The sequence below is a fragment of the Streptomyces sp. NPDC024698 genome (genome assembly GCF_055559015.1).
Genome location: NZ_JBVHLK010000009.1, coordinates 75966 through 97701 on the forward strand (window position 1 = coordinate 75966; position 21736 = coordinate 97701).

The following is a 21736-nucleotide window of genomic DNA, read 5'->3' on the forward strand; positions in this document are numbered from 1 at the left end:
CGTCCTCTCATTCAACCGGGCCCCTCCACCGTATTCATCTCAACTCTGAGCATCCGCGGTCTGGACGACGTCCCGACGAACAGTCCAGTCGTCGATAGGACCATGGGAGACGGAGATGACTTGACGAATGCGCAGTGGGAGCGACTGGAGCCGCTCCCAGCGGTGAGCAACAGGCTTTGCGGGTACCAGAGGTCGCCGGTTCCCGGCATGGCGGCGAACTCCGGGACGTCCACCCGCTGGCCCTCTCGGTAGCCGCGGGCGGCCAGTTCGAGCGGGACCTCACCGACAGGCGTCGACGTCATGCCCAGGGGCCGTAGCACTCGCTCGCTGAGAAAGTCGGCGTACCGCTGCCTGGCGACGCGCTCGACGACCAGCGCCGCCAGGAGGTAGCCGGGCGAGCTGTAGTGCCACGTACTGCCAGGTGTGCTGCGAAGCGGCACCTTCGAGAATCGCTCGAGGAACGCGCGGGCATCGCCGGGATGGTTGACGTCGAAGCCGGGAAGTTCCCGCCAGTGCCCCAGCCCCGAAGTGTGAGAGCAGTTGATGCAGGGTCAGCGTCTGCCAGTCCTGGGGGCAGTCGGTCAGCCAACGGCCGATGGGGTCGTGGAGACCGGTCCTCTCTTCTTCTGCCAGGAGCATCACCGACGCGGCGGTGAACTGCTTGCTCACCGAGGCGATCTGAAACCGGGTGTCGCTCGTGCACATCCTGCCGGTCTCAGTGTCCGCCAGACCGACGGAAGCCTGCATGACGGTCGCTCCGGCGCGCGTGACACGGATGGCACCGGAAAATCCGTCGATCGTCTCCACGCCGCAACGATAGGCCCTTGTTCAAGCCTTCCGTAGCCTTCCGTCAGGCCTCACGCTCGCTCACGCGTCTGCGCGCCTCATCCGCTGCCTCGGTCCGCTTCCTGTCGATGTCCTCCGGCCGGTAATAACCGCACCCGATGACGCTTCCCGCGGCATCGGTCACCTTGGCACAGTCTCAGGCACAGACGTATGCGGTCCGTGCAACCAGCACGCCCGTAGGCGATGGGCCGGTCGTCGACAGCGCCGCGGCGGTGTCCGTCCGATCGGGTGACGCCACTTGATAGGCAAGTGATTACTTGCCTATGGTGATGACTGTGGCAGAGGATGTCTTCAAGGCGCTGGCCGACCCGACGCGTCGGCGGATCCTTGACGAGCTGGTGGAGCGGGACGGGCAGACCCTGTTCGAGATATGCACACGGCTGGTGACCAAGCACGGCCTCGGGCTGTCGCGGCAGGCCATCAGCCAGCATCTGGCCGTACTGGAATCCGCGGGCCTGGTCGCTTCGCGACGCCAGGGCAGGTACAAATTCCACGACCTCAATACCGAACCCCTTGAGCGCATCGCGAACCGATGGCTCAGACCGGACACAGCGGAGAGCTCGAATGAGGATTCATCTGTCCAGCGTCTTCGTCGATGACCAGGAGACGGCCCTGCGCTTCTATACCGAGGTGCTGGGATTCGTGAAGAAGCATGACGTCCCCCTGGGCGAGCACCGGTGGCTGACCGTGGTCTCGCCGGAAGATCCCGACGGGACCGAACTTCTGCTGGAGCCCTCCGGTCATCCCGCGGTGCAGCCGTACAAGACGGCTCTGGTCCAGGACGGCATCCCGGCCACCGCGTTCGCCGTGGAGGACGTGCAGGAGGAGTTCAACCGGCTGCGCGATCTCGGGGTGACCTTCACCCAGGAACCTCTGGAGATGGGGCCGGTGACCACCGCGGTGCTGGACGACACCTGCGGCAACCTGATCCAGATCGTGCACAGGAAGTAGGGCCCGGCTCATGCGCCGACCCTGATTCCCGGCCCGAGTGTGGGCCGGTTCGACCGTGGGGTTCCGGGGCGGACCCATGTCACCCGGCCTTCGTCGGAGTGGTCCCGTACGGGTCCTCGGCCGCTACTACCCTCTCGACCGGGCACGGCGGGGACACCTGACCTGTGAGCCGTACTTTGGTGCGAGCAGTCCCTCGCCAGGCCCACCCCTACTGCCTCGTCCACCGCCGCAGCTTCCCGATGGCGTGCGTCTTGTGAAGTCGACTGACCGAGATTTCGTTCGTTTCCGTGAGGAACGCCGTGATGGGGGTCCATCGCTTGCGTCCCCCGGGCGTCGTCCATCTGACCGCGGGGTAGTCCGTAATCCCCGTGATACTCTCCCGGGCGATCACTCGCGTGCGTAGGTATCCACGGACCACCAGCGTCTTGTGCTCGCACCTCACGCCGAGACGGTAGCCCCTGACGGCGATCACCGCGAAAACGATCAGGGATAGGCAGGCCACCAGCCGAGGAAGGGTGCTGCCGGCCTGCGCCAAGTACGCGATGGCCACGACCGCTGGGATGACCCCAGGAGCGCTGTTCACGAGACGGTTCGCCCTCCACGGAAAAAGGTCCATGACGCTCCTCATCTGCACCAACGGCGGGTCGGCGAGCCTACAGGCAGCGAGCTGTGCCGGGACAACCTCGATGTCGACCGTTGCCGGCGAGATCCTCACATGCTCACTCTTGGAGGTCTCGCCGCGGTCCTCCTGCGCTCCGGGGGTCGGGCACGAAGGGGCACGAGGCCCCTGACTCGATGGACGACGTGGCTCGCTAGCGCGATACCGGCAGCGAGGCCCACCGGTTGACCGGCCATACGACGACGAAGGCCCGGCCGATGACTTGGTCCTCGTCGATGGTGCCATCGCCGGGCTGGTCCTGGTGATACCGGGAGTCCTGAGAGTCCTGGCGGTGGTCACCCATCACCCAGAGCCTCCCTTTCGGCACCTTGATCGGACCGAACGGGTTGTCCCCACAGGGGGTGTCGCCCGGGTAGATGAACGGTTCGTCCATCGCCTTCCCGTTGACCTTCACCGGACCGTTCCCCGAACATTCCACGGTGTCGCCGCCCACCGCGATCACTCGCTTGATCAGGTCCTTCTCGTTCGCCGACGGCATCAGGCCGACGAAGCTGAGCGCCTTCTGCGCCGCGTTCGGCTTCTCGGCCTTCTCGGGGAGCCAGCCCCCGGGGTCGTGGAAGACCACGACCTCTCCCCGCTCTGGCTTGGATCCGAACCACGGAGTCAGCTTGTCCACCAGCACGCGATCGCCGGGCTGTAACGTGTTCTGCATCGAGTCGGACGGGATCGAGAACGCCTGCACGAAGAACGTCTTGATGACCAGCGCGAGCAGCAACGCGATGCCGACAAGAATCGGCAACTCCTTCCAGAAGGAGCGCTTCTTCTGCGGGCTCTCTCCCGTTGATCCGTCGTCGGTGTCGTCGTCCCCGGAACTCGATCGTGCGCCAGCAACAAGATCTTCCATAGCCGTCTCCCACCCCCCGCGCCCCGCTGGGGGGCGCACCGTGTCCGTAGCGGTCCCTCGTGTGCACACCACCAGGTCCACCACAGTCACAACGAGCGGGAGTTCCCGAATGCCGGAGCTCTCAGCCTGGCTCTGGCTGGATATGACCCTCCTTTCCTCCCCCGCCCGCCGCGCCTTCCGGGGCGTCCCAGCAAGCTGCGCGGCAGGCGAAGTCTGGAACCCGACTGTGGGTCCTGGCTGCGGGCTCAGCCAGAGGGGCGCAGCGGCAGGAACGTCACCGCCTGCGGGCCGCGGGCCACCTGGAAAGAACTACAGGACCTGGCCGACCCGTGGCGGGCGGCCGACAGCCCCAGCCGCTACCGCCACGTCTTCCCTTTCGGCCTGAGTGCTGGCGTCGGGGGCGCTCTGTCGGCATGCGGGGAGGCAGGTGTGTACTGGGAGCTTGCCGCATCGAGGGGGAAATATGCCGGGAACGCCAGATCCGGAAACGCCCGAGTCAGCGAACGAGGAGGAGCCCTGGCTGAACAGTCGCGACGTCGCCGCGCTGTGGCCGGTGCGTGCCGATTGGCTGCCGGGCGCCGCCCATCGTGCGGATGTCCGCGTCCGGCGGCACGGAGGGGAGAGCCGGGGTACCTACGGAGCGGCGCCGACCTTTTACTCCTATCACCCCGGGGATGTGAGGCGGGCCGCGACGGCTATCGCCGAAGGCCGCGTCGACATCCCGTCGGTCTGGCGCACCGACACTCCCGACGGTCAGCGGGCGGAGTACTGGAGCCGGTTCCGATTCCGTCTCACCTGCACGGTCGTCCTCGCCCTGGCTCTCCTGGTGCTGGGGGTGGCGGTCTACGCCTTGGTGACCTGAACCGACCTGGCCCCTGAGCCGACCCACGGCGGACCAGGGTCAACGAGGGGTGACCACCGTGCGCGGTGTCCGGGAACCCCCGCTCGACGACCAACTGGGGCGATGGGACACCGGCCTCCTGAGGCCATAAGGACTTGAAAGCCAAACGCCCGACGCTCCGAGCCGAGGCAAGGAACGCCGAGCGAGACTCAGCACTGGCGAGCTCGCGGCCGCCCTAGCGGGCACCCTCCTCAACAGGGCCGCGGGACTCCGGGTGATCCGACTCGTCGGCCGGGGCGGCGGCAACGCGCAGTGCCGCCTCGACCTGGCGGTTGCTGGTCATGGTCGCGGTGACGGCGGTCATGGTGAGGAGGAGGCCGGCGGCGGTGTAGAGCGGGGTGCGTACGTCATAGGTGGTTGCCAGCCAGCCGCCGAGGAACGCGCCGAACGGGGCGGCGCACATGGCGAGCATGCGGGAGGTGGAGGCGACCCGGCCCATCAGGTGGGCGGGGACGACCGCCTGCCGCAGGGAGGGACCGAGCACCATGGTGGCACCCATGCCGGCTCCGCAGACGGCGAGCGCGAGGCCGGCGACGTACGGGTTCGGGGCGGCGGCAAGTCCCAGGATGGCGAGGCCTTCGAGGGCGGCCGTGCACGTGAGCGCGGTGCCCGTGCCCAGCCGTCGGCCGAGGAAGGAGGCGATGCCCGCGCCGAGCAGACCGCCGGTGGCCTCTACCGTGAGGAGCAGACCGAAGCCGAAGTTGCCGATGCCGAGACGGTCATGCGCGAAGAGGGCGAGCACGGTCTCCACGGCGAGGAAGGCGATGTTCCCGACCGCCGGTCGCAGTGCGAGCCCGAGCAGCAGCCGATCCTTGAACACGTACGAGGCTCCGGCCCGCGCCTGCCGCAGCAGGGACTCACGGGCCTGCGGTACGGGCCGGGGTGCGGCGGGCAGCGACCGTACCAGAGCCGCGGAGAGCGCGAACGAGACCGCGTCGGCGAGCAGCGGGACAGCCCGTCCGAGTGCGAGCAGGGCGCTGCCCGCGGGCGGCCCGGCGAAGCCCGACGCGGCGGTCTGAGCGCCCCGCAGGCGGGAGTTGGCGCGCTCCAGGACCGCAGGGTCGCGGCCGAGCAGATCGGGCAGGTAGGCCGTGGCGGCCGTGTCGAAGAAGAGTCCGCCGAGGCCGAGTAGGAAGGCGACGGCCGCGAGGAGGGGAATGCTCAGCAGGTCGAACGCGGCCGCTGCCGCCGGTATCGCGAGCACCACCGCACGCGCCGCGTCCGTGACCCACATCGTGCGCCGGCGGTCCCAGCGGTCGACCAGCGCACCGCCGAGCACCCCGAAGAGCAGCCACGGCAGGGTTCCGGCGGCCGTGACGACGGCGAGCGCCATCGGGTCCCGCGTCAACGTCAGCGCGAGCAGCGGCAGTGCGGCATGCGTCACCCCGTCACCGAGCGAGGACACCGTCTGCGCGGTCCACAGACGTCCGAACTCGGTCGGCAACTTCTGAACGTCTGTGGTCACTTGGTGTCCCCTTCGGCCTGGTCGCGTGATGCGGGGTGGAACAGTGCGAAGACGAACGACGTATCCGGCAGCGACGGGTCGGACAGCTTCCGGTACTCCTCCGCGAGTGCCTGAAGTCGCGCCCCCAACTCCGTGAACTGCTCGTCGGTGAGCCGCAGATGGGCCATCCCGACGTGCCGCTCGGCGTCCGCCGGCGCCGCCTCCAGGTCCGCCACCGCATGCCGCATCAGCACATCCGGGCCGCCCTCGCCCGGATCCGGCAGCTCGATCGTCCGCGCCGCCATCGCGTAGTACCGCTCGGTGACCCCTCGGACCTTCCGCGTTCGCACCACCTTCACCAGGCCGGCTCGTTCGAGCAGACGTACGTGGTAGCTGGAACTCCCCTTCGCAAGACCCACCCGTTCGGCGATCTGCGTGATCGTCGCGGGCTCGAAGCGGAGCACGGCCATGATCCGGTGCCGCGTGAGATTGGAAACGGCGCGTAGCTGGTCGTCAGTGGTGACGCGGAACGTCTCGGGGAGATCGTCGGTAGGCATGCGAGTAATGGTCAACGATTCTTGACCATTGCGCAAGAGGGTTGCCCGCGGAGTTCCAGAATCGGATGTCCGGTGCGCGAGACCTCTGCCAACGCCTCCCGCCCGCTGCCGATCCGGGGAGCCGGCAACAAGGCCTCGCCCTCCGAAGATCGCCGGGCAGGGACGGCTCGACCGCCACTCACACACGCGACCGGATCAGACGCCTCACCGTCGCCACCGCGGAAGGCATCAGTCTCGGCAGCGTTTCCGCACCTCGACGTCTCACGCCCGGGTCAACCTCGTCGTGGACACCCGCCTCACCCTTGCGGCGGTGGATCCTCCAGGTCCGAGTGTCGACGGACGCCGCTTTCAGGCAGTCACCCGAGCGCGCGTGAAGCGTCGGCGACAGAGCAGTGGAGGTGTTCACGCGTGCGGGTGATAAGCGGCTTGGCGGAGGGGTGCAGATCTGTCCCCGCCGACGAGTGACCCTTCCCTGCGCAGAAGGGACGTACGGACGTCAGATGTGAATCGCGTCCAGGAAATCGCCGAGGCTGCCGACGTACACGGTCCCGTCAGGCACCACGGACGGCGTGTGGACTGCCCCGGCGGTTTGCAGACGTCATGGTTCGTCACCCATCAGGACGTCCACCGTCAACAGGCAATACTCACTGCTGCCCAGGTACACGGTCCCGTCGGCGAGCACGGGGTGGAACGCGTCGGCTTGTCGAGCGGCCGTTCCCAGGGCTTGTCGCCGGCGATATCCAGCGCGATCAGGCCACGGTCACCTCCGACGTAGAGGGTGCCGTCGGCCACCACCGGCGCCTGACCGAGACCAGCATCCCATCGGCGCGATCACCGACCCACATGGCACACCAGGGCGAACGTCGCCTGACGGGGTACTAGTCAGTCGTCACACACAGCTAGTGCGGAAGCTCCGGGACTCGCCGCTGCACGTCGTAGGGGGCCTCGCGATGCCAGACCCGTCCCCACTCCCGGGCGAGAAGTGCGCCGACCACGAGGAACACGACCAAACCGGGCCAAATGATGTGGGGCACCGCTACGAATGCGGAGATCGGAGCAGCCAACCAACCGCAAGACGCCACGGCAAGCACAACAATCCGCCCTGCTCGCCCAGGGAACCTGGCCACATCCGCCATACCGTCGCCCTCCAAGTTCGCTCCTCGACTGCGAGCGGCAGTGTACGCAGGGTCGACGAGGGTGCTCTTGGCGGTCGGCCCGAGGGTGAGGGTGATGACCTGGGTCGGCGACCATTCGCTGTTCATGGTGATCGCGAAGGTGGTGGTGCAGGCGACTCGTCGGGCAGTCTGCCTGGCCCTCCTGCCGGCCTTGGAGCGGTTCGGGGGGCGGGATGAGGTGCTGACGGACAAGGGAAGGCAATACGCGACCCGGGCCAGTGAGCCACCTGGCTGCGGTTGGGAACCGACCGGGCCTGCGGTTGCAAGGATGACGACCTCGTGGTGACGGGGCTACTTCGTCTCAGGCGAGTACGCGAGCCGCAGGCGTGGTGCCGGCGGCAGCGGTGCAGGCGCTCCCGTCTCTGGTGCGGCGCGGAATGCCTCGATCACGTAGGCGGCGAAGCGGCGAGAGGATGTGAGCCGGGCGGCACGCGGCGCGTCTTGGAGGCCCCGGTGGGCCATGAGCATGAGGATCAGGTCGTCGACGACGAAGCCGGGGTGGAGCTGGCCGGTGTCCTGGGCGCGGCGGGCCAGTTCGGCAATCCCGCGCGAAGTCCGCTCTCGGTCGGCGGCGAAGTCGATGGCCTCGGGGAAGGCTGCCATGAAGGCGTCGGCGAATCCCCGGCTGTGTGCGTGGAGTTCGCAGATGCGCTCGACCAGGCTCCGGAATCCGTGCCACGAGTCCGGGTCCGCGAGGGCGTCGCGGACGGCGGCGTGACAGGCTCGCCGCTGCTCGGCGAAGGTCTCCACGATCAGTTCCTGCTTGGTCGGGAAGTGCCGGTACAGCGTGGCGGGGCCGACGCCTGCCTGCCGGGCGATCTCGCGCATGGGCGCGTTCAGACCCTCCTCGCTGAACACCGCGCGGGCCGCGTCCAGGATGCGGGCCCGGTTGTCGCGGGCGTCGGAGCGCGCACTGTGAGGCAAACGGTCGGTCATGACCTCTCACTTTAGCCAATGGGACGGGGGCGTCCGTTACGTTCCGATGGCGGTGACACCGCCCCGTCCCGGCACCCTGCTGATGGGTGCCTCGGGCTGTGCAACCGGGCTCGCCGCTCACGGTCGCAACAGCCGTGGCCCGCTTGTTCATTGGTCCAAGGAGCAGAGATGAAAGCCGTCGTGATCAGGAAGTTCGGAAACCCTGACGGTCTGGAGGTCGTCGACTTGCCCATGCCCGTCCCTGCCCCGGGGCAGGTGCGGATCACCACCGAGGCGATCGGGGTGGGCGGCGTGGACGCGGTGATCCGTCGGGGAACGCTAGCCGCATACGGCTTCCGGGAGGGGCATCTCCTCGGCAGCGAAGTAGCGGGTAGCGTCACCGCGTTGGGAGAGGGCGTGGACGCTTCGTGGCTTGGGCGGCGGGTCTGGGCGTTCACCGGCCTGTCCGGTGGGTACGCCGAGCAGGCTGTGGCCTCGGTCGAGAACGTCCTTTTGCTGCCTGACGGCCTGACCGGCGCCGACGCCGTGACTCTTGGCGGTTCCGGTGTGGTCGCCCACTTCGCTCTGGACCGCGCTCGTTTCGCGCCCGGCGAGACGGTGCTCGTGCGCGGTGCGGCGGGCAGCATCGGGATCACGGCGGTCCAGCTCGCGGCCAAGGGCGGTGCGGGCGTGGTGGCGGTCACCACCTCGTCGGCGGAGCGTGGCACCCGCCTGCGGGACCTGGGCGCGACCCATGTCCTCGACCGCTCCGGCGAGGGTGGCTCGGACGCACCGTCGGGTTTCGACGTGGTGATTGATGTCGTCGGAGGGTCTCAGCTTCCCCTGTTCCTGGACCGGTTGAACTCGAACGGGCGGTACGTTGCTGTCGGCGTGGTCGGCGGCCAGCCGCCGGCGGACTTCGGAACGCGGCTGATGGATGCCTTTCGCAGGTCGCTGTCGTTCGCCACCTTCAGTTCCGACACCGTGCTCGGCTCCGACAGGCAGGCGGTGCGGTCGTCCCAGTTCGATGACGCCGCGCACGGGGAACTGCGCACGGTCGTGCACGAGGTGCTGCCGCTGGACCAGGCGGCGCTGGCTCACCGCGAGATGGACGCGGGCAGGGTGTTCGGCAGGGTCGTGCTGGCGCCCTGAGCCGGGCAGGAACGGCGTTCGCGACCCGGTGGACTGCGGAGACGGGTTGATCTTGGTTGACGGCCCTCCTACGAGAAGCTTCACCTCATCCTCAACACTGCTGCCACGCCAACTCGCCTCCTGATCGGCCAGGTTGGGATCGGCTCGGTCTATCGGAGCCACCCGCCTCCACAATGAGGCTCGATTTGACGACTTTCGTCGATGTTCGGTGATGCGCTGAGAAATGGCGGCACCGCGCCTGACCTCAACGGGGGTAAAACAGGCGTTCTCGCATCGGCCTGGTACTCCAGCCGTAGATCGTGATCATGGATACCAAAGCTGCTCGTCGGTAGCCTGCGCGTGTGGCTGAGACCTGGGACGAAGTGCAGCTGATCGCAGACGGCTTCGAGCGCGTGTACGTCGAGTTGGAGTGGTACAGCGGGCCGCGTGCCGGCCTCGGCGATGTCGACGGCAAGCCGCACTACTTCCAGGGCTACGACTGGGATGACGCCGACGAGGCCGACGAGTACCGCGTCTGGCCCGCGAGCGACGCGGTGGTGGAGCTGGAGCGCGAGCAGTGGGCGATCTTCGCCAGGTGGAACGAATGCTGTGAGGCCGGGACGGTGGAGCCGGAGACCCACCCGGGCCGGGGCGGGATCGACGCCCGTTACGACGAGCTGGCCCTGTTGCTGGCCGCGTACCGTCAGGCGCCGGACGACGCGAGGCTGCTGGTGGGCGAGATGCGCTTCGACGCTGGGGCCCGCTACCGGGTCGAGGGTCTGGACTACTGGTTCCGGTGGCGTCCAACCAAGTGAGGCTGCCGTTGATCATCAGGTGTTGTGCGGACGACCAATGATCACGCGGCGACCTCGGGCGCCAGCGTAGTGCCTGCTCACTGGCAGGAAGCGTTCGAGAGCCTGATGAGCCGGATCGCGGGCCGGATCGCCAGAGTTTGAACCCCGTCGCCGGGTGCGGCAGTTGGTCTCCGGGCTGCTGTCGGACCTGCCGCGCAAGAACCGCTGGACCCGGGCCGAGCACGTCGGCGACGCCACTCCGGACGGGATGCAGCAGCTGCTCCACCGCGCGAAATGGGACGCCGACGCGATCCGGAACGACATACGCGCCTACGTGGTCGAGCACCTGAATGACACACAGGCCGTGGTCGTGGTCGACGAGGCGGGCGATCTGAGGAAGGGCACGGCGACCGTCGGCGTCCAGCGCCAGTACACCGGCACGGCCGGCCGCATCGAGAACGCCCAGGTCGCCCTCTATCTCGTGTATTCCGCCGGCCGTGGACACGCTGACATCGACCGCGCTCTGTACGTACCGCGCCCATGGACGGAGGACCCGGACCGCTGCCGGAGCGCAGGCATCCCCGACGGCCTGGCCTTCGCCACCAAGCCACAGCTCGGGGCCCGCATGGTCGAGCGGGCCCTGGACGCGGGGACACCGGCCCGGTGGGTCGCGGGAGACGAGGTCTACGTCGACAACCCGCACTTGCGGACCGCCCTGGAACACCGGCGGACCGGATACCTTCTGGCCGTCTCCAGCACTCACACCGTCATCACGCACGCCGGGAAGTTCCAGGCCAAGACGCTGGCCGCACGGATCCCGAAGCGGGCCTGGCAGCGGTTGTCGGCTGAAGCGGGCGCGAAGGGCGAGCGGTACTACGACTGGGCACAGATCGAGGTTCACGGCCCGGCCAGTCGGTTCGGCCAGTGGTGCCTGTTGGTCCGCCGCGATCGCCGCACCGGCGAGCTCGCTTTCTACCGCTGCCTCTCACCCCGCCCGGTGCCGATGTTCGAGCTGGTGCAGGTCGCCGGACAGCGTTGGACGGTCAAGGAGACGTTCCAAGCCGGCAAGGGCTTGACCGGCCTGGAGGAGCACAGGTCCGTCGGGGACCTCCCGGCATCGCTGGGTCACCCTCGCGATGCTCGCCCACGCCTTCCTCGCCGTCACCGCAGCCGCCGAACGCCACGACCGACCCGTTCCTGACGGTCTGATCCCCCTGACCGGCAACGAGATCCAGCATCTGTTCGCAGCATTGACCCGCCCAATCCACGACCTCGCCCACCTTATGCGCTGGTCCCACTGGCAACGTCGGCATCAAGCCCGTGCACGCCAATGTCATTACCGCAGGCAGGCCACCGCCCGGCCGTGAAGATCAAGATCTACGGCTGGAGTACTAGCCACTGGCCTTGCAGCCAACCGCTGTCGGCGCGTCGCGGCACGACTGATCCCGGTGAGACTGAGCCTCACCGCCGCCCAAGAAGATCATGAAGATCAAGACGGCCATGAGGGCTTGGGTGACCACCGTCACGACGGCGTCGACCCATGCGGCTGTCACGGCCGCTGCAATGGCAAGGACTCCGACTCCGCATGCGGCGACCAGATAGCCCCACAAGGGATCGGTCGTGACGGTCTTCTCTGGGTCGAGATCGAAACCGGACAGGAACCAGAGTCCGAAGATCACCGCCAAGGCGATCAGCTCCAGGAGCACGAGACCGCACCCGGCCGCGATGTCGGCCCCCCTGTCCACACGGCGCCGCTGCCTGGAGCCGGTGGTGGCATCGAACGCCGGAGGGGCCACGGGTAAGTTCATGCTCGCCACCCTGCCCACGCCCGTAAGGCTGCGCATGAGTACGGGTACTCAGTTCCGATTCTGACGGACCGCCCATGGCGTCCCAGTACCTGGGAAGAGCGTTCTGACAAACTGCCTGCTCATGAGTGAAGATCGTCCTGCGAGCATCCCTTCCGGTCTGGTCGTTGAACTGTCGCGCGCCAAGGTCAAACCCGGCGCTGAGGCTGAGGCCGACAGCTGGATGCGCATGCTCAATGACCGACTCGACGAATGCGTAGCCACACTGGACCGCGAACGGATGGCGATCGAGATCGTGTTCCGGCTACGGGAGAACGGCGAGGACCATCTGTTCTGGGTCACCGTGAGAGGTGAGGACGGGGCAGGTCTTGACCACGCTCTTCCCATCGATCGCGATCACATCGAGCATGCCGAACGGACGAAGGAACCGGGCTGGGTGGAGGCTGAACCGCAGGTACTCATGCTTCCGGAACCCGTGCGACAGGCGGTGCTGAGGTGGGCACTGCGAGAGCGGTAGCTGCTCGGTCAGTCACACCAGGCAGACCGGTCCTCGCATCGCCCCTCCCCCGGCCTATTCACCGCCGTGGACATCGCCTTCGCGGTACGCGGCTGTACGAGAGCTCAGAGCCCCCGGATCGATCCATCTCTTGGGCTCTGAGCTGCGGTTCGGGGGCCTGTGGTGACGTCACGGGTGCGCAGAGATGCCGTCTGGAAGCAGGTCGGAAGGTCCATCCCTGTGAGCCGGACGATTCTCGACGCGTACATACAACAGGGCTGACAGAACGCGGTCTGAAAGCGCTACTCGCCGTCGCCGTGGCGCAAGTAGGAACGGATGTCGTCAAGTCCGTCGAGGGCTCGTCCGTCAACGTCCGACGGGTCGAGCTCCGCCCTGGTCGCCAGAGCCTCTGCCAACGCAATCGCAGGGGGACTGAGTTGCCCGAACCTGCGAGCCGTGTGGCCCAGGCACAGGCCGGCCAGCCCGAGCAGTTGGCTCCCAGCCGCCGCCCTGGTTCCCAGCTCGATACAGCAGCGCTCGACGAACGCTCGATCGTCGTCGTTCAAAGCGATGCCGACCAGCGCGTCTGCTGCCGAGGCTTCCAAGGCGCTGTCGTGGAGTGCCGCTTCCACCGCGTCGACGACGACATCATGGGGCAGCGCGGGGGGATTCTCGAACGTGCGGTGGGAGTGCGTCACGCGAGGAGGCTATGCGCCGCTCAGCGGCTTCCTGACACCCGTCCGTCCTCAGGCGAGATACACGTACTGGTCGATGTGCAACGACGCTCCGGCCCGGGTCAGCCAGGCCAGCAGGGCTGCCCGCAGGAAGATGCCCTTTTGCTTGCGGGTCCTCCGGGTCGGTGATCTCCTGGACGACCACGAGGGAGACCTCCGCATCCTTCGAGTCGGCCAGGCGGCCCAGCGCCGCGGCGAACTCCGGCCCCCAGCCCAGGACTACCGGTTCGAGATCCTCCGGTCGTCCGGACCCGCCCGGGGCCTCCACCTTCCGGATCCAGGAAACGGCGGTCCAACAGCCAAGCGGACGCACCCGATCCCCAGCCCCACCCATCATGGGCACAATTTCAACACGAAGTCTCCAGATCGGCTTCACAAGGGAGATGATCACTACTCGCCAACGATCCCTGGGGGGACCATGAGTCACGACGTCACGCCGCCGCCCATACCGCCATTCGCGCCGCAGTCACCTCCGCAACCATCAAAGAAGACCGACACGGTCATAGTCGCGTGCGCTGCCGCCGCGGTCGCCGCGGTCCTCGCTTCTGCCATCACCGTCGGCGTCACCGGAACAAGCGAAGCCAAACCCACCCCCACCGTCACGGTCACCGAAACCGAGGCCGCAAGCAGCAGTGACGACACCGAGGACGCTGCGGCGGACCCCACCGACGAGGAAACCGGCAGCGACTCGTACAGCCTCAATGACACGGTGTCCTACGAAAATGACGTCGAGGTCAGCCTCTCGGGCTTCGGTCGCGGAGTCTCCAACGACTACGCGGCACCCGAGAACACCCCCTACGCCAGGTTCACCATAAAGATCAGCAACAAGTCGGGCAGCAAGATCGACGCCAGCCAGATGAGCGTCAGCTGCGCCTACGGCGACGAAGGCAAGGAAGGCGAAGCCATCTACGACGATGACTTCGACGGCCTCCCCGACACCCGCATACTCGACGGCCGCTCCCTGTCTGTCCCCTGGGCGTGTGAACTCCCCAAAAATGAGAAGTTCTTGCAGGTCGAGGTCTCACCCGACTACGACTCCGAAGCCGCGATCTTCACCGGCACGGTGAAATGACGCAGAGCGGATCGCAAAAGGGATCCGCTCCCGCAGCTTCTCTCGCTCAGAGATGAGTGTGCCGCTTCGGAACGATGGTGCCCGGCCGCGATCCTCGCTTCAGCGGCCGGGTACGAGGCGAAGCTTCGCCATCGGCCTGTTCCTCCAAGTCGATGGCGCGCCGGCACGGGCAACCCGACTCTCCCACGGTCAGCTCGGTGGCGTCCGGAACGCCACCTCGTCGCTCCGGGGCGGCCGTGCGACCGGCGCGGAACGCAGCCGTAGGCGCCCTTGACCGACCAGCCGCACGCTCAGCCGTCAGGCGGCCCGTACCAGCCTCATTTGAACAGGGGTTGCGGAAAGATGCCCCTGGGGGGTCATCGTGAGGCCGCAGCCTCGTATCGCTCGACCTGCTTGCGGAGCAGGAGTGCCGTCGTGTCGGCATCGACGTCGGCCATTCCTCCGGTGCCGACGTTGATGAGAGTGGGGCCGTCGAGCGTGAACTGCTGGAGGAGGGTGTAGCCGTCGCTTTCGATGCGTACCCCGAGGGAACGGTCGCCGAGCTTTTCGACGCTCATGGCCGAGTAGTTGAGGACGGAACCCTCATATGTCTCCTTGTGGCAGGTTTTCAGGGCCTGTTCGAGCGCAGCGTACGCGTCGGCGGCGTCATCGACGCTCGCGTACTGACGCAAGCCCGCCGAGGCGATCGAGCCGGCCGCGCCTGCCCCCTTCTGAAAGTTGCCGGACACCGAGACCTTCGCCTGGTGGGGCTGCTTGTAGTCGCAGAAGGTCTTGTTCGTGCTGGAGTCGTCGCTGGTCTCAGCGGACCAGCCAGCGGGCATCTCCGACAGGGACAACAGTGCCGAGGACAGTTCCTTCTTCCTCAGGAGCTGCGGCTCAGGACTGGGGGAGGCGGCGGCAGAAGCGCCGGCGGCACTGGAGCCGGCAGGGCTGTGCGTGGCCGGGGGCGCGCCTTCGGGCGAAGATGAGGAATTGCTGCACGCGGTAAGAGCGGCCGCGAACAAGAGCATTCCAAGGGCATGGGCGTGCTTGCGGTGAGACACCGGATTCCTAGCTTGTGGTGATGGGAGGGGCGAGCGCCGTTGCCGCCAAGGCTTCCCCGGTCTCGCCAGGATGGCCTGGTACTCCGGGTCGCTCTCAAAGTCCTTCGGCAGGAAGTACGAAGTGGCTTCCCAAGCAACCCCCTCGAAGCCGCGACCGGCAACGACACCGTGCGTGAAGAGTCGGGCGGCACAAATTAACCCCGAATCCTTCACTGGGTCCACACCTATGCCTCAACCGTGATCTTGCCCGTCTCTCGCTGCGCTGGCCGTGCTGAGAGAGCGGTCCGACCGGCCCGTCGAAGACACCTCGCAAAGCCACTTGTACGGCCGGGCACGCGCAGGGCGTCGCCCGGCCGTACGGGATCACAGGGCGTCGGCGTCCAGGGGGACGTCGGGGGCGATGTGGGTGCCGAGGACCTCGCGGTAGAGGGCTACCTCGGCCAGCAGGGAGCGGCGGACGCTGTCGGCGCGGCGGAAGCCGTGTCCCTCGCCCTCGAAGAGCAGGAAGCGGTGCCACACTCCGCGTTCGGCCAGGTCGTCCACGATGCAAGTGGCCTGGTCGGGGCGGCAGATGAAGTCGTCCGCGCCCTGGAGCATCACGAGCGGCGCGGTGATCCGGTCGGCGTTCGCGGCGGGTGAGATCTTGTCGAACAGGGCCTGGTCCTGCGGGAGGACGCCGACGAGGGTGTCAACGTAGCGGGACTCGAAGTCGTGGGTCTGATCGGCCTTCCATCGTGCCGGGTCGCTGATCGGGTAGAGGACCGTGCCCGCGCAGAAGACGTCCGTGTGCACCAGACAGGCAAGGGTGGTCCAGCCTCCGGCCGAGCCGCCCCGCACGGCCGTACGGGCGGGATCCGCCAGGCCCTCGGCGGCCAGGGCGCGGGCGACGGTGACGCAGTCGTCGACGTCCACCGTTCCCCACTGGCCGCGCAGTCGGTCGCGGTAGGCCCTGCCGTACCCGGTGGAGCCGCCGTAGTCGACGTCCGCGACCGTGAAGCCGCGGCTCGTGAAGAAGGAGTACTCCAGGTCGGCGGTGACGCCGGTGGTACTCGTCGGGCCTCCGTGGACCTGCACCAACAGAGGCGGCAGTTCGCCCTCGGGTGCGGTGGCGGTGGGGTGGGTGGGCCGGTGCAGCACGAAGTGGACGGGTTGGCCCTGCGCGTCGAGGACGGTGCGGCGTTCCGGCCGGGGCTGCCAAGAGGCCAGCGGGTCCTCGGACTTGGGCCTGGCGCGTCGGGCCGGACCGGAGCCGGGGGCCAGGGGCACCGACAACAGGGCTGAGCCGAGGCTCGGGTCGGCGGCGCGGACCAGGATTCGTTCGCCGTCGGACCAGAGGTCGCCCTGGAAGCTGCTCCAACCGTCGGCGAGTTCGGTCAGCTCGCCGTTCTCCGGCTCCCAACGGGACAGCTTTTGCGCGCCGTCGCCGTGCGGCAGCACCACCCCGTACGGCGTCACGGCGAACCAGCTCGCGCCGACGCGCCAGATGGGTCCGGCGCAATCCTCCTGGAGAGGAAGGACGTTGGCGATCGCGGTGGGTGTCGGACTTTCGGTGGCCAGGTCGACTCGGTGCAGGTTCCACCAGCCTTCCGGGTCCGCCATGGCGTAGAGGGTGTCGGGGCCCGCCCATGCGGCCTGGGAGACGGAGACCTCGGTGCCGTCGTGGATGCCGCCGAGCAGCCGGACGGGTTCGCCCGCGACGCCGTCGTGTAGCTCCGCGACCATCAACTCCGAGCTGTCCCACGGCATATGGGGGTGGTCCCAGCCGATCCAGGCGAGCCGCCCGCCATCCGGGGAGAGCCGGTGCCCGCAGAGGAAGTGGTGCGAGCGGGCCACCACGCGCAGCGCGCCGGGGTCCTCGGCGGCGGCACCGGACAGCGGTACGGCGACGATCTCGCGCACGGTGCGGAGTGCCGGGTCGGCGTCGTGCGGTCCGGTGGCGGTGCGGGTGGTCTCCCGTACGCACCACACCTCGGTCCCGTCCGGGCCGGTCACCGGGTCGGCCCAGCAGGTCTCCCGGTCGGGCGGGTCGGCGGGGGTGAGCGGCACGGGCACCGGGAACGCGTCGTCCTCGGCGGCCCCGAGGCGGGGCACCTCGACGCGGTACAGGCGCTGGTCGCCGTGGTCGGTGAAGACCAGCAGGTGGCTGCCTGCGGCCGGGTCCGCGGCGCGTACCCAGTACGGCTTGCCGCCGTAGCCGAGGGAGCGGTTGCGCACGGAGAGGCCGGGGGCGAGCACCGGGACGGGCTTCTCGTGGCCGGGGGCGTTGCGCAGCAGCCGTACGGTCGCGGTGGCCGGGTCGTTCGAGCACCACCAGTTCTCTTCGCCGGCCCCGGAGGGCCAGGAGGTGGATCCGGAGGCGTCGGCCACCGCTTGGGCGGTGATCGGGGACGGCCAGGTGCCGTAGGGCTGGTGGGGTGCGGTGGACATGGGTGACTCCGAGTACGGGAGGGGGAGTTGGATGGCGATGCGGGCGGCAGACCGCCGTGCGCTGTCGTGGACGGGGGCTGTGGGTGCGGGGTCACAGGCCCCCGGAGAAGGGCCCTTGGGGAGGGGATGACGGTCCCCGGGGGACTTTCCTCGGAGGCAGGCCCTTGAACGGAAGGCCCCGGGGCCGGTCTGCCGACTCGGCGGCGCCCGCGGGAGCCCGCGCGCGCATGCCGCATGAGCGACAGGCGTGCCCGGACCGGCAGCAGGGGACGGCCGGGACCAGAGGAACCGGAGCCCCGCCGGGTCACCGGGCGGTCAGCCGCACCGGCTCGCCGTGAGCGTCACGGCGATGCCCGCGCGACGCCGCGCACGCACGCCGTCTGACCGACAGGCGTGCCCGGACCACGCGGGAGCGCGGCCGAGACCACACGGACAAGGGCCCCGCCGGGTCACCCGGCGGTCAGCCGCACCGGCTCGCCGTGGGCGTCGCGGCGGCGCAGGTCCTCCGGGGTCTCCCTGCGGACCATGAGGCGGGCGCGGCCGTCGTGTACGGCGACGACGGCGGGCCGGGGCTGGGCGTTGTAGTTGCTGGCCATGGCGTGGTGGTAGGCGCCGGTGGCGGGGACCGCGAGGAGGTCCCCGGCGGCGATGTCCTCCGGCAGGGCGATGTCGGGCACGACCACGTCCCCGCTCTCGCAGTGGCGGCCGACGACCACGGCGTGCACCGGCTCGCCCTCGGCGGGGCGGTTGGCGGTCCACGCGGTGTAGCGGGCGAGGTAGAGGGAGGAGCGCAGGGCGTCGCTCATACCGCCGTCGACGGAGACGAACCGGCGGCGCAGCCCGTCCTTGACGGCGCCGACGCGGTAGAGCGTCACCCCTGCGGTGCCGATCATCGACCGGCCGGGCTCGACGGCGAGCCGTATCGGTGAGCCGGGGAGTACCCGGTCCAGACCCGCACGCAGGGCGGCCGTGAACGCGGCGGGGTCCAGGCGGGGTTCGCCCGGCAGGTAGGGGATGCCCGCGCCGCCGCCGAGGTCGATCTCCTCGACCGTGATGCCGTGCCGCTCGGCGAGCAGGGCGACGAAGGCGGCGACCCGTTCGGCGGCGAGGGTCAGCCCCTCGGTGACGGTGATCTGCGAGCCGATGTGGGAGTGCACCCCCGCGAGCCGCAGCGAGGGGCGCGCCACGACGGCGAGCACGGCCCGCTCGGCGTGGCCGCCGCGCACCGGGAAGCCGAACTTGACGTCGTCGCCGCCGGTGGCCATGTAGTCGTGGGTCTCGGCGGCGACTCCGGGGGCGATCCGGACGTAGACGTCCTGGACCCGGCCGGCCGTCGCGGCGGCGCGCGCGAGCCGGTCGATCTCCTCCAGGCAGTCGACGACCACCACGCCGACACCGTGGGCGACGGCGGCCTCCAGTTCGGGTACGGACTTGTTGTTGCCGTGGAAGACGATCCGGGCGGCGTCGAAGCCGGTGTCCACGGCGAGCCGGAGTTCGCCGCCGCTGCACACGTCCAGGTGCAGCCCCTCGGAGTCGACCCAGCGGACCATCTCCGCGCACAGGAACGCCTTGGAGGCGTAGTGCACCCGGTCGGCGCCGGACTCGCGCCACAGCCGGGCGCGGTGGCGGAAGTCGGCCTCGTCCACCACGTACAGCGCGGTGCCGCAGGCCTCGGCCAGGTCGTCGAGGGCGACGCCGCCCACGTACAGCCGGCCCTCGACGGTACGGGCGGTCAGCGGCCACACCTCGGGGGCCGTCTCGGGTGAGGCGGCCGCGGCCAGTCCGTCGGGCAGCGGGGTCCCCGCGCATGGTGCGGGCAGGGAGGGAGCGGTGGACACGGGGCTACTCCTCGGTGAGGACGACCAGCATCAGCAGGTCGTCGCTGGGGTCGGTGAAGTGGTGTTCGTCGGTGGCGGTGAAGTGGCAGCTGTCGGCGCGGCGCAGCAGCCGTACGACACCGCCCACGGACACCCGGCAGGAGCCGGCGAGGACGAGCGCGAACTCCTCGCCCGGGTGGGCTGTCGGGTGGTCGTGGTCGCCGAGGTCGGCGTGGAGCAGCCGGGCTCCGATCCGGCTCGCGCCGGGGGCCGTGAGGTCCCAGATGCCGTGGTGCCCGTCCGCCTGGGCGAGCAGCGGTGCCGGGGCGAAGCGCGGCGGGAAGGCCGGTGCGGGTGTGGCGGTGACCGGCCCGGTGCCGCCGAGGAGTTCGGCGGGGGTGGCGCCGAGGGCGTCGGCGATCTGGCAGAGGGTGCGGACCGTGGGGTTGGCGGCGCCCGACTCCATCTGCGAGACGTAGGCAGGTGAGACGCCGGCCCGGGTGGCCACCGCGCTGAGGGTGAGCCCGGCGGCGCGGCGGACACGGGCGACGGATGCGGCGAGCACGTCGCCGGTGTCCGCCCGTTCGGGAGGCGCGCTGCGACCCGTGTCCGTGGGGGCGGGCGGCGCGCCCCGCCCCGTGCCCGCGCCGTCGGCCGGGCCGCCTCGGCTCGTGTCCGCACTGCCGGCCGGGACACCTCCGCCCGTGTCCGCACTACCGGCCCGGACACCTCGGCTCGTGTCCGCGCTGTCGGGCCGTGTGCCTCGACCGGTGACTGTGGAGTCGGTCTTTCCCGCCCTGCTGCCCGATTCGTCGTCGGGATGTGCGGAACCGTCCGTGGCGCGGCGCGAGTTCTGCCGCGAGGCGGGGGGATCGGCCGAAGAGTTTTCCGCGCCGGTGGCTCTTGACGAGGTCATGCGGCGACAGTAAGACTCACGCATCGCTTAGATCAAGCAATCTGACGCCGACGTTTAACTGTCAGCAGAGATGCAGTTCACCACCTGGATTCCCGGGTGTGGACTGTCCTGAGTGGGAGGGGTGAGCAGTGACCGGTCCTCTGGCGCCTACGCCGACCCTCGAACTGCTGCGTGCCGCGGCCGAGCTGTGCGGTCCCGCCGCGCAGCGCCTGTTCGAAGTGCTGGCGGAGGACTACCCGGCCTCGCTGGAGCGCCGTCCCGGTCAACTGCTGCGGGCCGCCGACGCGAGCGCCGCGGACCTCGACGGACTGCTGGCGGCGGCCGGAGTCGCCTCCACCGACGACCTGCGTCTGCTGGCGGCCCGGGAGAGCGGCCTGCGCCTGGCCGAGCCGGATCTGCGGTTCACCAGCCGCGATCCGGAGTCCGAGCCGCGGGAGCGGTCGGCGCTGCGCCGGATGATCACCGCGGAGGAGGGCAACCTCCGTCGCACGCTGGCCGATCTCCAGGCCAACGGCGCCCTGGAGTTGGCGGCCGCGGCCCTGTTGCGGGCGCGGCGGCGGTGGGTGCTCGGCGACCTGAAGTCGGCCGGGTACGCGTCGCTGCTGACCAGCGACCTCACCAGCAGCATGCGGGACGTGTTCCTGGTGCAGCCGGCGACGGGCGCGGCGGTCAACGCGATCAGCGACGCGCACGCGGACGACGTCCTGGTCGTGTTCAGCTTCCGCAACTACAGCGGTCTGACGGTGGACGTGGCCCGGGAGTTCCGCGCGCTGGGCGCCTCGGTGATCGCGTTGACCGACAGTTACACCAGCCCCGTGTGCTCCTTCGCCACCCACGTCCTGGCGGTGGACACCCGCAGCGAGTCGCCGCACCACTCGCCGACGGCGGTGGCGGCGGCGGCCCATGTGCTGGCGGCGCTGGCCGCCGCGGGCGCCAAGGGGGCGGCCCGGCGCAACCGGCGCCGGGCGGAACTCTTCCGCTCCCTGGGCAGCTACGGACTTGGCCAGGCGCCGTCCGTCGCCGCCGAGGGCGGGGCGGAGGGCGCGCCGGATCTCCCGGGGCCGGCCGCCGGGCTTCCCGGCCCCCGCGCCACGGACCCGGCCGGCTTACCCGCCGTGTCCGAGGACGAGTCGCCCGCGCGGTGACCGCCCCTCCCTTTCCCTCGTCCCGCCTGTTCCCCGTTTCCGCG

19 protein-coding genes and 3 pseudogenes are annotated in these 21736 nt (G+C 69.3%); 9 read left to right on the plus strand and 13 right to left on the minus strand.

Features of this window, described 5'->3' with window-relative positions; all coding sequences use genetic code 11:
- Positions 1-11: 11 nt before the first annotated feature.
- Positions 12-747, minus strand: a pseudogene (locus tag ACZ4AA_RS21755) (serine hydrolase domain-containing protein).
- A gap of 374 nt (positions 748-1121) precedes the next feature.
- Here ACZ4AA_RS21755 and ACZ4AA_RS21760 point away from each other — a divergent pair.
- The gene (locus ACZ4AA_RS21760) at positions 1122-1445 is read left to right on the plus strand and encodes an ArsR/SmtB family transcription factor (protein ID WP_467604646.1); all 324 of its coding nucleotides are present in this window, start codon (positions 1122-1124) and stop codon (positions 1443-1445) included.
- A complete protein-coding gene (locus ACZ4AA_RS21765) occupies positions 1411-1797 on the plus strand; it encodes a VOC family protein (protein ID WP_467604649.1) in 387 nt (128 codons plus the stop codon). Before ACZ4AA_RS21760 ends, ACZ4AA_RS21765 begins: the two co-directional genes overlap by 35 nt.
- Positions 1798-2005: 208 nt before the next feature.
- Here ACZ4AA_RS21765 and ACZ4AA_RS21770 read toward each other — a convergent pair whose 3' ends face one another.
- On the minus strand, positions 2006-2512 hold the full coding sequence (locus ACZ4AA_RS21770; RefSeq protein WP_467604651.1) for a hypothetical protein: 507 nt from the start codon (positions 2510-2512) through the stop codon (positions 2006-2008).
- Positions 2513-2618: 106 nt separating this feature from the next.
- Positions 2619-3320 (minus strand): annotated as a pseudogene (lepB, locus tag ACZ4AA_RS21775) (signal peptidase I); the annotation flags it as partial.
- Positions 3321-3996: 676 nt separating this feature from the next.
- On the opposite strand from lepB, the gene ACZ4AA_RS21780 reads away from it, so the two are divergent.
- Positions 3997-4182: a hypothetical protein gene (locus ACZ4AA_RS21780; protein WP_467604654.1), complete on the plus strand. Its 186-nt coding sequence runs from the start codon at positions 3997-3999 to the stop codon at positions 4180-4182.
- 214 nt (positions 4183-4396) lie between these two features.
- Here ACZ4AA_RS21780 and ACZ4AA_RS21785 read toward each other — a convergent pair whose 3' ends face one another.
- The 3 genes from ACZ4AA_RS21785 to ACZ4AA_RS21795 all read right to left on the minus strand — a co-directional run bounded on the left by ACZ4AA_RS21785 (position 4397) and on the right by ACZ4AA_RS21795 (position 8333).
- A complete protein-coding gene (locus tag ACZ4AA_RS21785) occupies positions 4397-5665 on the minus strand; it encodes an MFS transporter (RefSeq protein WP_467605239.1) in 1269 nt (422 codons plus the stop codon).
- Between the two features lie 17 nt (positions 5666-5682).
- Complete coding sequence (locus tag ACZ4AA_RS21790) at positions 5683-6222, minus strand: ArsR/SmtB family transcription factor (RefSeq protein ID WP_467604658.1); 540 nt, start codon at positions 6220-6222, stop codon at positions 5683-5685.
- Between the two features lie 1466 nt (positions 6223-7688).
- Positions 7689-8333: a TetR/AcrR family transcriptional regulator gene (locus ACZ4AA_RS21795; RefSeq protein ID WP_467604661.1), complete on the minus strand. Its 645-nt coding sequence runs from the start codon at positions 8331-8333 to the stop codon at positions 7689-7691.
- A 168-nt stretch (positions 8334-8501) separates the two neighbouring features.
- On the opposite strand from ACZ4AA_RS21795, the gene ACZ4AA_RS21800 reads away from it, so the two are divergent.
- The 3 genes and pseudogenes from ACZ4AA_RS21800 to ACZ4AA_RS21810 form a co-directional block, all read left to right on the plus strand.
- Positions 8502-9464, plus strand: coding sequence for a zinc-dependent alcohol dehydrogenase family protein (locus ACZ4AA_RS21800; RefSeq protein WP_467604665.1), 963 nt, complete (start codon positions 8502-8504; stop codon positions 9462-9464).
- 341 nt (positions 9465-9805) lie between these two features.
- Positions 9806-10258: a hypothetical protein gene (locus ACZ4AA_RS21805; RefSeq protein ID WP_467604668.1), complete on the plus strand. Its 453-nt coding sequence runs from the start codon at positions 9806-9808 to the stop codon at positions 10256-10258.
- Between the two features lie 69 nt (positions 10259-10327).
- Positions 10328-11576 (plus strand): annotated as a pseudogene (locus tag ACZ4AA_RS21810) (IS701 family transposase); the annotation flags it as partial.
- Between the two features lie 52 nt (positions 11577-11628).
- Here the strand turns inward: ACZ4AA_RS21810 and ACZ4AA_RS21815 are convergent.
- Entirely contained in the window at positions 11629-12045 is a 417-nt protein-coding gene (locus tag ACZ4AA_RS21815; RefSeq protein WP_467604671.1) for a DUF6234 family protein, read from the minus strand.
- Between the two features lie 121 nt (positions 12046-12166).
- Between ACZ4AA_RS21815 and ACZ4AA_RS21820 the strand changes: the two genes are divergently transcribed.
- Complete coding sequence (locus ACZ4AA_RS21820; RefSeq protein WP_467604676.1) at positions 12167-12559, plus strand: DUF6176 family protein; 393 nt, start codon at positions 12167-12169, stop codon at positions 12557-12559.
- Between the two features lie 281 nt (positions 12560-12840).
- Here the strand turns inward: ACZ4AA_RS21820 and ACZ4AA_RS21825 are convergent, their stop codons facing one another.
- A complete protein-coding gene (locus tag ACZ4AA_RS21825) occupies positions 12841-13236 on the minus strand; it encodes a hypothetical protein (protein ID WP_467604679.1) in 396 nt (131 codons plus the stop codon).
- Between the two features lie 48 nt (positions 13237-13284).
- Positions 13285-13434, minus strand: a complete 150-nt coding sequence (locus ACZ4AA_RS21830) for a hypothetical protein (protein ID WP_467604681.1) — start codon at positions 13432-13434, stop codon at positions 13285-13287.
- Between the two features lie 256 nt (positions 13435-13690).
- Here ACZ4AA_RS21830 and ACZ4AA_RS21835 point away from each other — a divergent pair, with 256 nt between their 5' ends.
- Positions 13691-14344 (plus strand): hypothetical protein, encoded by a 654-nt coding sequence (locus ACZ4AA_RS21835; protein ID WP_467604684.1) that lies wholly within the window; start codon positions 13691-13693, stop codon positions 14342-14344.
- A 356-nt stretch (positions 14345-14700) separates the two neighbouring features.
- On the opposite strand, the gene ACZ4AA_RS21840 is transcribed toward ACZ4AA_RS21835, so the two are convergent.
- The 4 genes from ACZ4AA_RS21840 to ACZ4AA_RS21855 form a co-directional block, all read right to left on the minus strand.
- Complete coding sequence (locus ACZ4AA_RS21840) at positions 14701-15354, minus strand: hypothetical protein (RefSeq protein WP_467604690.1); 654 nt, start codon at positions 15352-15354, stop codon at positions 14701-14703.
- 396 nt (positions 15355-15750) lie between these two features.
- Complete coding sequence (locus tag ACZ4AA_RS21845) at positions 15751-17814, minus strand: S9 family peptidase (protein WP_467604693.1); 2064 nt, start codon at positions 17812-17814, stop codon at positions 15751-15753.
- Positions 17815-18263: 449 nt separating this feature from the next.
- Complete coding sequence (gene lysA / locus ACZ4AA_RS21850; RefSeq protein WP_467604696.1) at positions 18264-19652, minus strand: diaminopimelate decarboxylase; 1389 nt, start codon at positions 19650-19652, stop codon at positions 18264-18266.
- Positions 19653-19656: 4 nt separating this feature from the next.
- Positions 19657-20196 (minus strand): helix-turn-helix domain-containing protein, encoded by a 540-nt coding sequence (locus ACZ4AA_RS21855; RefSeq protein ID WP_467604699.1) that lies wholly within the window; start codon positions 20194-20196, stop codon positions 19657-19659.
- Between the two features lie 479 nt (positions 20197-20675).
- Here ACZ4AA_RS21855 and ACZ4AA_RS21860 point away from each other — a divergent pair, with 479 nt between their 5' ends.
- Complete coding sequence (locus ACZ4AA_RS21860; RefSeq protein WP_467604703.1) at positions 20676-21692, plus strand: MurR/RpiR family transcriptional regulator; 1017 nt, start codon at positions 20676-20678, stop codon at positions 21690-21692.
- The last annotated feature ends 44 nt before the right edge of the window (positions 21693-21736 follow it).

What these genes read in the sequence shown, in the direction of transcription:
- ACZ4AA_RS21765 (WP_467604649.1), top strand. Translation starts at nt 1,411, where the DNA reads ATGAGGATTCATCTGTCCAGCGTCTTCGTCGATGACCAGGAGACGGCC.
- ACZ4AA_RS21820 (WP_467604676.1), top strand. Translation starts at nt 12,167, where the DNA reads ATGAGTGAAGATCGTCCTGCGAGCATCCCTTCCGGTCTGGTCGTTGAA.
- ACZ4AA_RS21815 (WP_467604671.1), bottom strand. Translation starts at nt 12,045, where the DNA reads ATGAACTTACCCGTGGCCCCTCCGGCGTTCGATGCCACCACCGGCTCC.
- ACZ4AA_RS21840 (WP_467604690.1), bottom strand. Translation starts at nt 15,354, where the DNA reads ATGCTCTTGTTCGCGGCCGCTCTTACCGCGTGCAGCAATTCCTCATCT.
- ACZ4AA_RS21795 (WP_467604661.1), bottom strand. Translation starts at nt 8,333, where the DNA reads ATGACCGACCGTTTGCCTCACAGTGCGCGCTCCGACGCCCGCGACAAC.
- ACZ4AA_RS21830 (WP_467604681.1), bottom strand. Translation starts at nt 13,434, where the DNA reads ATGCGGAGGTCTCCCTCGTGGTCGTCCAGGAGATCACCGACCCGGAGG.
- ACZ4AA_RS21835 (WP_467604684.1), top strand. Translation starts at nt 13,691, where the DNA reads ATGAGTCACGACGTCACGCCGCCGCCCATACCGCCATTCGCGCCGCAG.
- ACZ4AA_RS21790 (WP_467604658.1), bottom strand. Translation starts at nt 6,222, where the DNA reads ATGCCTACCGACGATCTCCCCGAGACGTTCCGCGTCACCACTGACGAC.
- ACZ4AA_RS21800 (WP_467604665.1), top strand. Translation starts at nt 8,502, where the DNA reads ATGAAAGCCGTCGTGATCAGGAAGTTCGGAAACCCTGACGGTCTGGAG.
- ACZ4AA_RS21845 (WP_467604693.1), bottom strand. Translation starts at nt 17,814, where the DNA reads ATGTCCACCGCACCCCACCAGCCCTACGGCACCTGGCCGTCCCCGATC.